Source organism: Xenorhabdus entomophaga (genome assembly GCF_037996725.1).
GTDB classification, from domain to species: Bacteria; Pseudomonadota; Gammaproteobacteria; order Enterobacterales; family Enterobacteriaceae; genus Xenorhabdus; species Xenorhabdus khoisanae.
The window spans coordinates 1-17,167 of sequence record NZ_JBBMXH010000029.1; the positions used below are offsets into that span (position 1 = coordinate 1).

Here is a 17,167-nt window from a genome sequence, read left to right on the forward strand (position 1 = left end):
GATTCGGTCAGTTGTTTATAGGTCATAGTGCATTTTCCTTTGGCGAGAAAGATGCCTACTATAGCAACTGACCGCCTTTTTCAGAAATTGCACTTATCATGCGAATCCAAGTCACTTTAATATTTCATTTTTCTCATTCAGAATAATATCTTCTGACTGTAAAAGTGCTTTAAGTTTTTCAGTACATAAAAACTCTTCTCCCATCATCAAAATATCACCTTGATCACGTTTAATATGTTCAGCCAACTGTATAACTAAAGCAGCAGCGCCTGTAGCGGTTAAATGTGCTTGCCCCTTCGGGTCTTTAATATGGATATATAGGTGTTTTCGCTCCCCTTTTTCATCAGTTCCATGTATATCAATCCGAATTTGATGCTGATCGCCTGTACCGGGATGATAAAAAATCTTTTTACGTAACTTTTTAAACAGATCACCTGATATCAGTTTCCAAATACCATTCTTTATAAAAAATGATAAGATCTTATTCGCCTTATGATTATCATAACCAATTCTCGTGGCAATGGTTTGAGCATTTGTTATTAAAGGCAAAGTAAATTGATCAGGCATATCGATGCGAAAAACACTATACCGACAATTATCATCAAATGAGATAATACGTTCATCCGAAAATGGGAGTATTTTCTGATATCTCCCATTTTGTTTTACCGTAAATGGGGCCGCAAGGCTATCCAAATAATCAAATGAATCCGGGCCTGACTTATCATTCGAAGCACTGAGTATACTGATATCAATACTCGTGATGTTCACTAATGACTTACTCATATTATTGGCAAGTGTTGCAACCACACTCGCCATCCACGATGAAGCAAAAATCATTGAACCTGGTTTTTTATTTCTCATGATTACAGCCTTGCTTAGCGCAACCTGCAATCGTTCAGTCCAACGCGTTATATCTATATAAGCGATGCCATTTTTATTTGCAAAATGTAATAAATTATCTTTGGGATCATTAACAGTGGCTAATATTATGTCAATTTTCATTTCATCTGATAAATTGATATTATCAATATCAAGAGCCACTGCCGTTGCATTTCCTAACGTTTGGGCTAATTGTCTGGCATTATTAATATTTCTCCCTGCAATAATTAACGCCAGCTCAGGCGCATGCTGATTTAAAATCTGCGCAACTTGCTGCCCAACAATGCCATATCCCCCAACTAACAAGACAGATAATTTTTTCATTTAATACCCCTAAGAATAGAACTCAAAATTTTCTTCCTCGAATGACTAAATACATTTAGACATACAATTTCAGTTATTGCGTAATCTTTTATTCATGCGTTTTTTAGCTAAACTCCTTCTATCACTTTGATTTATATTTTCCTTATCTTGATGCTTGCCACTGTATTCATTGATTATATTCTGCAACGCAGATTGCAGTTTAACTACAGAACTATAAGTAAACATCATTGCAATGGGAATATCCATGTTTAACTTCTTCTTTAACTTTTCGTTAACTTGGACAATATCAAGCGAAGTCGCACCTAAGTCAAAAAAACTTATATATTCATCCAGTTCAGAAAGACCCAACTGGTGTCCCCATACTTCTATAATAATCTCCTTTATTGAGTTCTCAACACGCGAATGTTTTATATTGTATACATAATCTTTATTATTTAATCGCGAAAGCTCATCTTGTTTTATTCTGTCTTTGATTGGTAATACTGACACTGAAAATTTATTAGGATAATGGGAAATTATCTGAAGAAATACATCTTGTCCTTCTTGATTAGTTAAACCGATCGCTGTACTGGGATTTGTTATGGCATTAACCGCCATACCCACTTCTAACCATCGATCCCAGGAGATGGAGCAGATCCTGAAAGGAAACTTCTGGTCGTCTGCCATCGCCTCTAAATAAGCATTGGCCGCAACATATGCAGATTGCCCAGAAGCTCCGTAATAAGATAGCAAAGAAGAACAAAACAGCATGGAACGAAGGCTTTTGTCACTAAAATAGGAAAGCAGGTTATTAGCACCCAAGACTTTGGCCACCATGATATCACGATGCAATGTGAGATTAGGTTGCGCAATTAATGCCCCCGCATCAGATCCTGCTGCATGTATCACCATACTGAACGGCCCCAGTTCTTTTTCAGCCGATTGCAGCAATGAATGAAGATCTTTTTCACAAGAGACATCAACAGAATGAACATAGACTTTACTCCCGGCTTGTTCTATTTTTTCGATACTCTCAATTTTTTTCATCGTTTCCATTTGAGCCGGATCTTTCTTTATAAGACCCCATTGAGATCTTGCAGGAAACTGTGAGCGAGAAGCTAAGACAAAACGTGCACGATACTTAATTGCTAATGATTCTGCCAGCTTTAATCCAATGCCACCAAGACCCCCACTAATAAAGACTAAATCCCCTTCTTGTAATCCATGTACTTTATCAACACTATTCAGAGGCGTTATTGATAATGGTTTGAATTCAGGAAGCCATAACTGACCATGCCGTATTGCAACCTGATTATAGTTACCTGAATTCACAAGCCCCCGTATCAGCAAGTTAAATCTGTTATCCGGTACATCATTTCCGGATAAATCTATTTGCATGACTTGATGCTGTTGATATTCATGCGAAATTGATTGAAGCAAACCCTTTAACAACGAAATCGTTGGTATCGCTTGCTCACATCCCAGTACATTTTCAATTTCAGGTGTGAAAAGAATAAATCTTGCAGCTTGCAATTCTAGCAGAGTTAAAATGATGCGAAGCCCTTCAACCCATTTTAAATAATATTCAATGGGATCATTTTCGAATCTTTCTTTCTCAGGGATCAGAATAAACCTACTTTCAGGTAATAGTGTTAATGATTTAATATTGTCTGAATCATCAATAAAAACCACTGTGCTATCAGGCCACAATGTTTTGCCTGAAGCAAGGTAATCGGTATTATTTGATTGAGTACAAAGAATAAAAACCGGTTGACCTGCATTCCCTTCTTCTATTTGAGGATAAAGTTCTCTCTGCCAACCAGGGAAATAAAGTTTATTATGATTTAACGTATTACTCTCACGACTTACATTGATGCCAGAAACTAATTTATCCCTGAGTTGAGTATACTCCGTTCTGGCAAACTGATACACCGGCATATGAATAAAATGCCCTTGTGGCTGATTGATACTTTGCCAGTCTATGCCTTCGGTATTACACCATATTTTTCCAAGCTGACGATAAAAGTAGTCATGGTCATCATCTGTCAAATTAGGGTGTTTAATCATATTTATGATTAATGGTTTATTTTCACTTTCGTTCTGATAATACTTATGTATGAAACTGGATAAAGTATTACCCGGCCCCAATTCAATAAAAACAAGGTCATTGAACTCTGATAATGTTTCTATGCCACCTAAAAAATTAACGGTATTTCGTTGATGTGACAACCAATATTCAGGTTGTCTGATACCCTCTTCAGAATGCCAGCCACCGGTTAAATTAGAAAGAATGGGTATTACAGGATGGTTAAAACTGACTGAATTTAACGCTTTGGCATATTCTGCCTGAATCTCATTTATTGTTCTGGAATGGAACGCATGAGAAGTTTTTAATCTTCTGCATTGGATATTATCATTTTGAAGAGCAGATGCCAGCCTCTCAATATTAGCCGCACTACCAGAAATGACGACAGATTCTTTACCATTGATTGCAGCTATATCAAATTCTTCATCAAGGTAACTGCGTATCTGTTCTATTCCTAATGCGACACTCAGCATCATCCCAGGCGACATCATTTCGATGAGTTTTGCCCGTTGACTGACTAAATGCAGGGCATCATTGAGGGAAAATACGCCAGATATTGTTGCCGCAACATATTCACCTAAGCTATGCCCGAGTAAGGCAAACGGTTTAAATCCTTTATGTTGCAGTAAAGATGTCATGGCATATTCAACAATAAAAATAGCCAATTGGGTTATTTCGTTGGATACGTTCTTCTGTCCAGATATATTCACAAAAAAATCATGCAACTCTTTTTGAGTATCTTCAGATAATAAAGCGAAACAATCCTGACAACTATTTCTGAATATTTCTTCCTGCTGATACAAGGCATAAGCCATACCCGGATATTGTGTTCCCTGTCCCGGGTATAAAAAGACGATCCTCTTGGCTGAATGTTCTGCTTTTCCGTGAATAAAATCAGATAAAGTGTAGGATGCCTCACTCCCGGAACAAACCAATACAGATCGGAAATCAAAATGTTCCCGCCCTTGTTGCAGGGTATAAGCAATATCAGACAATTTATGCTTTTTCTCTGACAGAAGTTTCAGCAGCGCATTTTCCATCATCGATAAACTTGATGTATTCTTGGCAGACAACGGCAACAATGCCAATTGCTCAGGTGATTCAGGTTTCAATGGTTCATGGAGCATCTCTTCAAGGATGATATGTGCATTTGTCCCTCCAATGCCAAAAGAACTGACACCCGCCCTTCTGACTGATTCGCTATGCCACTCCTGGCTATTTTTATTAATGTAAAAAGGTGATGATTCCAGCTTTAATTTAGAATTGGGTGTACTGAAATACTTATTGGCACAAAGCATTTTGTTTTTCAGCATTAATGCAGTCTTAATTAAACCGGCCATACCAGCAGCACTATCAAGATGCCCAATAATAGATTTAGCTGAACTTATTGCAATACTGCCCACCGGACAATCATGGAATACATTTTTTAACGCCGTAATTTCAATGGGATCACCTAATTTAGTTGCCGTTCCGTGTGCTTCAATATATGAAATTGATTTAGGATCAATTTTGGATACTGTGATTGCACTGCGAATAACGTCCGTTTGCCCTTCAATACTGGGCGCGGTATAGCCTACCTTTCTTGCGCCATCATTATTAATAGCGCTTCCCTTAATTAAAGCAATAATAGGCCGTTTTTCTGCAAGAGCCTGCTTTAACGGTTGCAGCACAATGGCGCCAATGCCCTCACCTCCCACAGTGCCATTGGCCTGTTCATCGAAAGGGCGGCAAACACCATCCGGTGATTCTATCATGCCATCCAGATAGAGATATCCCTGTTGGTTTGGTGTCACCAAAGCGGCGGCGGCCACTAAAGCCAACTGACATTCGCCCAGTAATAATGCACGAGCCGCCATATGCACTGCGGTTAATGAAGAAGAACAAGCGGTTTGTAGTGCAACGGCCGGGCCAGTCAGCCCCAACTTATACGCTAAGCGCGTGGCCGCAAAATCTTTCTCGATAAGGCTAAATGCAGAAAATAAACCGACACCGTCTTGCTTGCTCTCTTCATAAGCGGCCATTTGCCATTGCAACTGGGCACTGGCCGCCAAATAACAGCCTACTTTTCCTTTATAAACTGAAGGCACTAAACCTGCTGAACCTAATGCCTCAAAACTACATTCATGAAGGTGCCTGATTTGTGGCTCAAGTAATTCCGCTTCGCGCTTATTGTATTGGAAAAACTCAGCATCAAACCGCAAAGGATGTTCAATCACACCCTTCGCATTAACATAATTCTGGTGCTTATATTCATGTTCAGGGACACCATTCTTGGCTAACGTTTCATCAGAAAATCGGGTGATACAGTCATTACCCTCAAGACAATTTTTCCAAAAACTTTCGACCGTCGGGCTATCAGGAAACCGGCAGGAAATACCAACAATAGCGATTTCCAGACCTGTTAATTTTTGAGGTAATTTATCATTAATTGGATTTTCTTCTTTATTCATAATATGTCATCACCAATGAAAATTAAAAATAAATACGAATCGAAAGTTCACGAAATCCATTCGTATACTGATTGTTTATCATCTTATTTTCGGCTATTTACACTCAATGATTAAACATTCCTATCGCATTATAAAATTGTTCAACCTGATTATCGCCAACCAAATTATTTTCTTCTGCCTTTCCATCAGATTCTATAAAAATCGCTTGTTGTTCTATTGTGGTATATTGGAATAAATCAACAACTTCAATTTCCTTATTAAAAAACGCATTCAATTTGATACTAAGTTGTAACAAGGTATATGAAGAGCCACCCAAATCAAAAAAATTATCACTTGAACTGATATTTTCCTTATTTATTTTTAAAACCTCAGCCCACAGGGATAATATATTGACCTCAACCTCACTACTGCAAGGTTTCATCTCAATGCTTCTTGCGATATTTCTGGGATCTGGCAACCTCGCAACATCAATTTTACCGCTGTTATTTTGCGGGAACTCTTCAACCTTAATGAAATAACTCGGAACCATGTAATCAGGCAAACGTTCCGCCAATGCTTTCTTCAAGACCTCTCCGTTAAATGCAATATTGGTATATATATAAGCCACTAAAAATTTATTATCCGGGTCTTGGGCATTAACCATAACAAAAACATCACAAATCGTTTTCAAACCGGGTTCAGATCCATTGATTTGTTCATTCAGCGTTTTTTGAGTAATGACTTCTATTTCACCTAATTCAATTCTATAACCATTAATTTTGACCTGATTATCGGATCGGCCAAGATAGATTAAGCCATTCTCTCCTGAATATCGGGCCAGATCACCGGTTCTATAATATTTTTTACCTTCGATAGTAATAAATTTTTCAGCGGTTAACTCCGGATGATTGATGTAGCCTTTTGCAAGCCCCTTCCCTGCAATGGCAATTTCACCAATGGCACCTTCAGGTAACCGTCTTAAAAAGTCGTCAATCAATATAATCTCTTCACCCGGCATCGGAAAACCAATGGGAATTGTCGGTGTCTGAATTTCACTCTTCTCGTTAAACTCAAAAGAAGTGGATTGCACACAGCATTCTGTCGGGCCGTAAGCATTAGAAGCGTTAGGAACCGACTCCCAACATTTGGCAAAATTATGCCAGTTATGTTTTTCCAGCAATTCACCACCAATCATAAGATGATTGACCGTACAACGAATTGAATGTTCAGCGAATTGTGTTCGGATCATCCGTAAATGTGTCGGCGTACAATCTGCAATCTGGATAGCATTCTTATCCCAGAATTCAACCACACTTTTTCCGTCCCGCCTGACGGACTCAGGCACCATATGAAGAGTATGGCCGAGTAACAGTGCCGGATATAATTGTTGTACTGAGGCATCAAAACTCAGTGCAGACATCATGGCTACATTCAGAGTGCCCTGATAATGTTGATAAACTCTGTCATGTAAACCTAAAACCAGATTTATGACAGTAGCATGCGAAACTTCAACACCTTTTGGCGCACCTGTTGAACCAGACGTAAAAATAACATAAGCAGAATCTTCTGACGTTAGATGACACTGTTCACCGATATCAATATTGGTATCACTATCAGGCGATACATAAAGAATATTCTGACAGTCTTCAAGCTCACAGATTGTTTCATCAGAAACAATGACATGCTTAATCGAGGCGGTATCTTTGACATGTTTCTTTCGGGAAGCAGGCCAATTTATATCAAGCGGACAATATTTAGCCCCTGTTTTTAAAACAGCCAGCATAGCAACAATGGCGGCACATGAGCGATTCATATGAATACCGACGGGATCATATTGTTTAATACCCCGGCTTAACAATTTAGTGGCAAACGTTGAGCTTAATTTATCCAATTCGATATAACTGAGCGCACAATGTTCATCTGTAATCGCTGTGCGCAAAGGATGCTGTTTTACTCGTTCTGCAAATAGAGAATGAATAGTCGAGTGACTGTCAATCTCAGGTGTAAAGTGATGGGCATATACACCCGACTCTTCAGATAATTTGAGCGTACTGAGCGTCTTCCGGGAACGAATCTGACGGCTCAACAACACGACCATGTTAATAATTTCGGCGTAATAATTAACATGATAAGGTGAATGAACTTCACAACTTATTATTTCATCATCATGTTCAAAAAATATTTGAGAAACAGATAAATTATAAATTTCTTTATTCACTGCCTGGCAATTTTTCAAAAGAATACACGATGTGAAAAATTTAGGTTGTTCACAAATTTCGTGAAATGAACCTAATCTATACTGTAATAAATTCTGTATGCTTTTTGATACGGTCTTTACTAATTCTGCCAAAGATTGTTCCGGTGAATATTTTGCCGGAACACCTATTATCTGGGATTCTTCACCATCATCGAGATAGCTTGTGGTTAAAATTAAAGAGCTTTGGCTTCTCTGCATCATTGACTGAGCAAAACCCGTTAATGATATCAGTAAAGCACTTAATCGTTTATCTGAACCATTCGCCATAGTTAAAATATTTTGTGATGCCTCACGTGAAAACACTATTTTTTGCCGGTTCACGCTATCATGATTGAATATCAGAGATTTTTCAAATTCTGATGGCTCATGATCATTAATTATTTTCTTCCAAAAATATTCTTTATCCATGTTTGTGTTTAATTCATTTTTTACATTCATTATATAAATATCCCATCATTTGAGCGTTGACTCAATTGACCCTATAAATTAGCTGACCTAATTAACGTTCCCGTTGGCGTTTTTCAAAGAATGTATTTAAAACCCATGAAATTAGCTAAAATTAATCATCGTTATAAACCTCATGAGCATTTTCAATACCCATGAAGACTTTAGAGATACTCAAATATCCTTCAGAGAAGACTTGTGTGTTCCTCATATCCTGCAACATACAATAATAGTCACTTAAACTTTCTGTTTCTATAATAACAAAATCCTGAAACTCTGCGGTAAAACCCTCAGTATCTATCGTTCTCAGGCTAATTGATGAACTGTATTTTTCCAATATCTCTGGCAAATATTCATTTTGCAATTTTTTCCGCTCATTCCGCGTAAGCACATTCCATTTCTGATGGAAAATCAATGTCCAAATAATGACATATTTCATTTTATTTCCTATATAATTTTATTTATTTCAAGGGCAATTTTATTGATGACCTCACTTTTAACCTCTTGTAAATAAAAGTGCCCGCCCCGGAATCCATAGGTTGTACATCGGCCTGAAATATAGTCAGGCCAACCTTTCATCATTTCATATGTCACCTCTGAATCCTCTTTGCCATAAAACAAACCCACTGCGGTTTTATTATTAATCTTTGATTCACTCATAATAAAATCATCTATTGCTTTAAAATCTTTTCTGATTATTTCAAGCATGATTTTCATCGCATGTTTATCTTCAGTTAATCCGCTGATATCTCCTAATGTTTTTAAATAATCTAAAAACTGATTTTCCGTCATTAAGGCGCGATGAACTAACTCTGCTTTTTTTATATGAGGTGGTTTGAATGCAGACAGGCCAATCCACAATGGATATATACAGCGCGCTTGCAATTTTAAAGTCAATTCATAAGTCATTAATGCCCCCATGCTATGCCCGAAAAGCGCAAAAGGTTTATCGGTCTTAATCACAGGCAATAACGCTGCTAAAATATCTTCCATAGATTCCAGGCACGCTTTGCCAAAGCTCAGCCCCCGGCCAGGAAGCTCTATCGCAATAAACTCTATCCAATCAGGTAATTCTCGTTGCCATGCCCTGTAAAACATGTGAGATCCCCCTGCATGATGCAGAAGATATAATCTCAGTTTTGCATTTATCGGTGTATTTAAATGAATTTTATCTAACATACTGGCTCTATAAATAAGATAATGAATTAAACTACCCTTCTAATATCCGGATTTTTCTCTTTCAAAAAATGGGAAATCATAAGGGCAGCTACGTATGATATTTAATTTAACAGGAAATTATGCCCTTCATCTTTCAGGCTAAAAATTAAAGTCCAGAAAATCACTCTCCGTCACTTCATCATGATGACTTCCATTGTTTGCATTCAATATAAATTGAATGTCTTTATCAGGATAAGCGACAATGTTATTTAACAATGCAATATATCGATGCTTGAAATACTCCATTGTTTTTTCTTTAAATAAATCCTTTTTGTATTCAATATTGAATTCATAGCCTGAATAATTTTCCTTAACAAAAAAGGTAATATCAAATCGGGTATTCTCCTGATGGAGATCGTAACGAGAGAATTTAACGTCAGGTAATACAAAATCGGCCATTCCAATATTCATATAGGAAAATACGGTATCAAAAATCGGTGTTCTATTTAACCTTGGCTTAATATTAAGCTCCTTCACCATATTTTCAAACTGAAAATCAGCATGCTCAAATGAGGCTATCGTTCTTTCAGCGACCCTTTTGACAAAGTGCTTAAAGGGTAATTCACCGTTACACTCAAAGACAATCGGCAACAAGTTTACAAACATACCAATGATACCTTGCAGTTCACTTTGCGGTCGTCCCAATATGGGTGTGCCTAATGCAAATTCATCTTGTCCGGATATATCTTTCATCAAAAGCGCATAAGACGAAATGAAAAGCATAAATTTTGTGATATTTTCGCGTTCTGCCAACGCATCAAGTTGATCACTCAATGCCTTATCAATCACAAAACCTATCCGGCCACCTATATTACCCACCTCATTTGTTCGGGCATAATCTATGGGTAATTTAAGCTCAGGTACATTTTTTAACGTTGATAACCAAAACGCCTTCTGTTCCAATATACTGCTATCATTTACCATTCCTTGTTGCCAAACAGTATAGTCTTTATATTGTATTTCTAACGGTTTCAGTTCCTTATCCTGATAAAGCTCCAAAAAATCTCTTACAAAAATATCTTGAGAAAGCCCATCCGAAATAATGTGGTGTAAATCCAAGAAGAATATGTAGCTTCCTTCCCGAACTTCAATCAGGGTCACTCTTATCAATGGTGGTTCGTCTAATTTAAATGGCCTGATAAGGCTATTAACCTTAATTTTCACTTCATCATCACTCATATTGGATGAGTCAAGCTTTAAATATTCTATATTTATTTCAATATCATCATGATATTTTTGTCTTGGTTCGCCTTCACAAAGAATAAATGATGCTCTCAGTGAATCCTGTCGTTTAAATAATAATTGAAGTGTTTTGTTAAACTTGTCCCTGTCTAATTTACCGACAATGTTAAATGCGGCTGTTTCGTTATAAGCAACTGAATTTTTATCCATAATCTGTTGCAGATAAAGCCGCCGCTGTCCGGGTGATAGCGGGTAGGTTTCCTGAACTTCTGCCGGCAATATCATTTGATACTCTGATTCTGCCTGTGAAGCAGATAAAATAACAATATCTTCGATCGTCGGGTTCTTAAAGAAGTGTGTTAATGAAACATCTATTTTGCAATTTTTGTGAATCCTCGATAATAAAGTTATCGCTTTAAGTGAATTACCGCCCAGTTCAAAGAAATCATCTTTTAAGCCAATCGGTTCAATTCCCAGAAAATCTTGCCAAACTGAGACGAGTTTTTTCTCAATATCACTCTTTGGTAAGACATATTCAGAATCTAAATCAGGTCTTGCTGCATAATTCCCATGTTGAATGGCTGTCTCATTATCGTGGACAGCAGGAGCCGACCATTGGGCAATGCGTGCATTAATATCCGCCGTTGAGATCACAAGGGCCTGTTCTTCCCGATACCCGAGTACTTTTTCTAATAAAGAAATGCCTTCACTTCTCGTCACAAGCAAGTGTGACAGGCTACTGCCCACTCCCGCGTTAATTTTTTCTTTCTCTGCTAATTCCCAGCCATCCCAGTTGATTAACGCCCATGTTTTCCTATTACTCCGATTATGGCGTAATACAAACGCATCTAAATAGGCGCTGGCGGCCGCATATGCGAAAAATCCGACACCACCGAGAATAGGCGCCAAAGAAGACACGATCAGGCAAAAGTCATAATCAACAGGTTCCAAAACTTGTTCTAATACCGTTACCCCTTTTTGCTTAGGAACGAGATGGCTATCAATATATCCTATATCCGTTTCACTTATTGATCTGAACGAAGCGTCATCGCTTAACCCCGCCAGGTAGAATACCCCATCAATACGGCCATAATTGGCAACCAAATCATGGATAAGCTTTTTCATGGCATCATGATCACTCGCATCAACCTGAACAAACTCCAGCGTTTTTGCAGCATCGGCAACGGATTGCCACTTCTGGTCATGTTCATATTTGGCGCGTGAAGAAATAACCAAATTAGCGTTATATTCTGTAGCAAGGTATTGGGAGAATGTATGACCAATAAAACCACGCCCACCGATGAGTAAATACACTCCCTCTTTTTTCAAACGGGAAGCCTCATCCTTCATAAAGGGAGTAGACGGTAAGAATGCTTCAGTCCATCTCCGGTTATTTCTGTAGATAACCGTTTTATTTCCGCCTTCTTCGATTTCGCGTATCAGCATCTCAGCAGAGCAATCTTTAACATGACCAACATCGATAGCCCGGCAAGATACTTCATGGAATTCTTGTCGGATAATTGTGCTGATAACCAGCATCGCCGCCGCATTCGGATCAATATCAGGTTCATTACAAACTTCACGTGCATTCTGGATGAGTAAGGTAATGTCCTTTAAGTGATTTATATTGCAAAATGCGCGATGTGATTTGAGTAAATAAAGTACCGAAGCCAATTGTTCATTAACCGTCAGGTTTACACCGGTACAATCAATAATAATGTCTTCAATTGACATCTGGTTATTGTTAAGAAATTTGAATAAATTTGCATGATCTTCACTGTTGAGACCACGAATGGTGCTCGGAGCGCTAATTTCCAATTTACATTGCTGACCAAGCCTGACTTGAATAACTTTGTGGTAATGATTGATTAATGCTTGTTCGTAAAGGGTACTTTGCTCAGAATTATCCCCTAACTTGAATAAAAGCGCGGTCTTAACGTTTTTCTCTTGCCTCAGGTTTCTTAAAATATCCTGTTGCCAGACAGATTGATAAAACCAATCTGATATATTTCCATTCTTGGTAATAGGCGTCTGACTCGTTTCTATACTTTCATTGCCAGAAAACAGATGTAAGAAATTCGCATTTTCAGGCCAGTAAATACTCCGGTCAAAAGCATAACCGGGCAGTGAAATACGTTTGCAATCTGGTGATGTGCGTATTTTTCCCCATTGAATTTTAATGCCTTGTTGCCATATTTTTCCTAACCCAGTCCAGAATAAGTAAGGATGGCTGTCAGCTTTAGTATCTTCCGGAAGCAATTGGATGATTGATTGCGAGGATTCTGGCGTCGTATACCGGCGAATTAAATTAACGAGATCTCTTCCCACTCCCACTTCAATCAACACATAATGATTACTGGTATTAAGAATATTTTCCATTCCCTGAACAAAACACACAGTTCTTTCCGCTTGTTCAGCCCAATAGTGAATTGATGTGACTTCTCCGGCAGAAAGTATTTTACCCGTCACAGAGGACATAATTGCTGTTTTCGGCGCATTTAACGCAAAACCAGAAAGTATTTGCAGTAATTCTTCCTTTATTTTTGTCATTGCGGGGGAATGTGCTGCATGTTTAGATTTGATGGGAGTCGTCAGGATACGTTTTTTCTTTAATATCTGAGAAAATTCTTCAATGGATTGTTCATCAGATGAAACGACACACGAATCTTTATTATCTATTGCAATAACAATGTGATCAGGGCAAAGCGGCAATACCTCTGATGCAGGCAGTGGGATACTCAGCATAGCGCCGGTAGGCAGGCTTTGCATGAGTTGCCCACGTCTTACAACAAACTTTAATGCGTCTTCTAATGTAAAAACGTCGGCAATAGTTGCAGCAACCAGCTCCCCAAAGCTATAACCGATGAGCATTGAGGGATTGATATCTATATCAATTAAACACTTGGCAAGCGCATATTCGATAATAAAAATGGCTGGCTGTGCATATTGTGTTTCGCTAAGCAAATCACCATCGCCATGATTAAACCATTTGTCCTGCAAAGACTCACCAAGATACTCAGAAGCAAGAAGCAGACATGGGTCAACTATTGAACGGAATAATAAGTGGTTTTCATAAAGTGACAGTGCCATATTTGAATACTGTGCTCCCTGCCCGGGAAACATAAACACAATATTCTGTTCTGGATCTTTTGCTTTTACCGGGTTCGTCGTCTCTCTTTCCAGAGCCGAGCATAATTCCTGATATGTTGCACCAACAAACGCTTTACGATAGCGGTGGTGTTTTCTTCCCTCCTGCAAAACATACGCAATATCATTCAAGCGGTACGGTTTAGAGCCTTTAAGTGCATTCAGCAAATTCTGTTGATTATTTTGTAGCGCTACCGGCGTTTCTGCTGAAATTAAAAATACATTCGGCTGTCCGTCATCTTGTACTTCTTCTTGCTGATCAGCTTCCGCAATCACAATATGCGCATTCGTTCCCCCAATACCAAAAGAACTGACGCCTGCCATTCTTTTTTTCCCCGCAGGCACTGTCCAATCCATAGGGCTGGCTACAATTTTAAACGGTGTTTCATCTATATGCAGCTTATCATTCGGCTTATTGTAATGCAGAGTAGGGGCTAATTGCTTATTCTTCAATGACATAATAGTTTTGATGACGCCCGCAACACCGGCGGCTTCATCTAAATGACCAATATTACTTTTTACCGCGCCCAACCAACAAACATGATGGGAATTTTGGAATACACGTGCCAGTGCGGTCACTTCAATGGGATCACCAATTTCAGTGGCTGTCCCATGACATTCTATGTAGCTGATATCTTCAGGCTCCACGCCAGCCAACATATGCGCACTGGCAATAACCTCTGCCTGCCCTTCTATACTTGGCGCGGTGAACCCCACTTTACGTTGTCCATCATTATTAACTGATGATCCTTTTATAATCGCATGGATTTGATCATTATCTTCTAAAGCACGATCAAGGAGTTTCAGAAGCAGAATTCCCACTCCATTGCCACCCACAGTACCATTCGAATGCGCATCAAATGGACGACAGTGCCCATCAGCCGAGCGGATCATTCCCCGCTGATATGTATATCCGGATTCCTGAGGTAATGAAATGGAAACCCCACCAGCCAATGCCAGATCACAATCTCCACTTAATATTGATTGGCAGGCGGTATGAATGGCAACCAAAGAAGTTGAGCAGGCGGTATGCACAGACATCACCGGCCCATTTAAACCTAATCGATAAGCTATTCGGGTAATGATAGATTCCGGCAGGCTCCAATTCACCGCATCAAAGATTTCAGCCGGAGTCAGCTTCTGTTTTAGCTGATTAGAAATCCACGGTAAATTGATCGACGCACCCGCAAATAAACCAATTCTGTCTTTATTATCGCCGGGAATATACGCTGCATCTTCCAGGGCATGCCAGCAGCATTCGTGTAACAACCGGCATTGCGGGTCCATTTTATCAACTTCGTCTTTGAGATAACCAAATACATTGTTATCAAAGGACTTATAATCATTAAGTATCGCTTTAGCGGGGACAAAGTTAGGATCATTGATCTCTTCTTCGCTGTACCCGTTTTTTATCAACTCTTCATGAGTAAATTTTTTTATACTTTCTTTTCCTGAAATAAGATTTTGCCAAAACATCTGTGGTGTAGTTGCATCAGGAAAATTACAAGCCATGCCAACGATAGCTATATCAAATGAATTCGTCATATATTAACAACCTAATTTTCTATAGATAATTTAAACAACCTGATCTCCGATATTATGTTTTATTGGAGACAAAGGCATTATTGAAATAATCTGTCAAAATACGTATATCACGCTATAATTCATCCACTAAGGAGCGAAAATAAACCCATTAAAAATCAGTCATTAACATGCTCCTGTTTATTTTGGTTTTTAGCATAGGATATATGGCGAAAAAATATGATGAGTAAATGAATCAGGCTCATGATTAAAGTCAGAATTAACAATATTGACATTAGGATAAAACTCATTGGCATCCAGATAACCAATGAATTCCAAGACATATTTAATAAAACTGAGGGGAAAACGAAACTTAACAGCACCAAACCCAAACAGGCCAGGATTGAGATTATCACGATGACTTTCTTTGCCCCAGACAAGTGCCTACTCTTTTTAGTTATACTATTACGATAAATTCTGAATGTTATTATTAGTAAAAACAGGAAAAGTAAAACACTTGATGCTAAAAAGACTCTATCAAATGTATCAAACAGTTCAATCTCATTGGCAGAGTTCAGGTTTATTGTCCCATCTCCCGATGACAGTTGTTTTAAGATTTGTTCACCAATAGTAAACGTGACATTACTGTTAACATTCGCCATAACAGCAACAGCGACGTTAGATTTAGTATTCATACCAATAAAACTGGAGAAATTCGGGTTCATTCCGGTATGATATATTTTATCGTTATTTATAGACCATCCTAGTGCATAGTGAACATCTTCACCCTCATTCGTCGATAATTGCGTATTGGGCTTAAATATATGCTTTTTATATTTGCTTAATGGTGAATCGTTATCCTTAAGAAGAAAACGGAGCCACTTCTCCATATCAATTGCGTTTGTCTGAATATATCCGGCAGGAACATTAGCAATGAAAAACGGTGCATCGTAGGGTCTGGGAGCAAGATAGCTTATCTGATATCCTGTTGCCTTGTGGTTCACCATAACATCAACTGAGGTATCATTCATTTTCAGCGGGGTTAACACATATTTCTTTAATAGCTCAGAATAAGGTTGCTGTGTCACCACTTCCATCATTCTGGCGGCAATATCATAATTAATCGTTGCATAGGAATAAAGCGTTCCGGGGTTGTTCTGGAGATCTATCCGTTCAATACGATTGATCATGCTCTCCAGGGAATCACTGCTGTTACCACCATAAATAAAATCAACACTTGAAAATGGAATCCCCGATGAATGATGCAGCAATTGGATAAAGCTGACCTCTATCGGCTGATTATCATAATAAAGTGAGAGCGAAGGAAGGACAGAAGAAACGGTCGTTTCTTGTTTTATTTTTCCTTCTTCAATGAGTTGTGCCGCGATTAACCCAGTAAAAGCTTTACTCGTCGATCCCAATTCAAATACTGTTTCCTGCTTAATATCTCCATCTTGATTTTCGTTCTGTTTGCCTAAAGTTATTCGGTGGGTTTTGTTGTGCTTATCAATAATGACCAGTGACAAACCGGGTATTTTACCCATTTCCATATAGTTAATAAGTTGATTTTTTAATTCAGCATTGTTGGTTGGTTCACTTTTGGCAAAAGAAGCGGTCATGAATATGATGCTAAAAAAAATAACAAGCAATCTGATTTTCATCCAATAAGGCCCCTGATATTTTATTTTGTAAAATTTAATT

Annotated in this window: 7 protein-coding genes; all 7 read right to left on the reverse strand. The window is 38.4% G+C overall.

Features of this window, described 5'->3' with window-relative positions; translation table 11 throughout:
• Positions 1–111: 111 nt before the first annotated feature.
• The 7 genes from AAC854_RS08185 to AAC854_RS08215 all read right to left on the reverse strand — a co-directional run bounded on the left by AAC854_RS08185 (position 112) and on the right by AAC854_RS08215 (position 17,127).
• Complete coding sequence (locus tag AAC854_RS08185; protein WP_340616655.1) at positions 112–1,203, reverse strand: saccharopine dehydrogenase family protein; 1,092 nt, start codon at positions 1,201–1,203, stop codon at positions 112–114.
• A 69-nt stretch (positions 1,204–1,272) separates the two neighbouring features.
• Entirely contained in the window at positions 1,273–5,718 is a 4,446-nt protein-coding gene (locus tag AAC854_RS08190) for a beta-ketoacyl synthase N-terminal-like domain-containing protein (RefSeq protein ID WP_340616656.1), read from the reverse strand.
• 103 nt (positions 5,719–5,821) lie between these two features.
• Complete coding sequence (locus AAC854_RS08195) at positions 5,822–8,257, reverse strand: non-ribosomal peptide synthetase (RefSeq protein WP_340616657.1); 2,436 nt, start codon at positions 8,255–8,257, stop codon at positions 5,822–5,824.
• A 256-nt stretch (positions 8,258–8,513) separates the two neighbouring features.
• Entirely contained in the window at positions 8,514–8,837 is a 324-nt protein-coding gene (locus tag AAC854_RS08200; RefSeq protein WP_340616658.1) for a darcynin family protein, read from the reverse strand.
• Between the two features lie 8 nt (positions 8,838–8,845).
• Positions 8,846–9,577 carry a thioesterase II family protein gene (locus AAC854_RS08205; RefSeq protein ID WP_340616659.1) on the reverse strand — a complete coding sequence of 244 codons (732 nt, stop codon included), beginning with the start codon at positions 9,575–9,577 and terminating at the stop codon, positions 8,846–8,848.
• Between the two features lie 138 nt (positions 9,578–9,715).
• Entirely contained in the window at positions 9,716–15,490 is a 5,775-nt protein-coding gene (locus AAC854_RS08210) for an SDR family NAD(P)-dependent oxidoreductase (RefSeq protein ID WP_340616660.1), read from the reverse strand.
• Positions 15,491–15,645: 155 nt separating this feature from the next.
• Positions 15,646–17,127, reverse strand: a complete 1,482-nt coding sequence (locus AAC854_RS08215) for a serine hydrolase domain-containing protein (protein ID WP_340616661.1) — start codon at positions 17,125–17,127, stop codon at positions 15,646–15,648.
• Positions 17,128–17,167 lie beyond the last annotated feature (40 nt).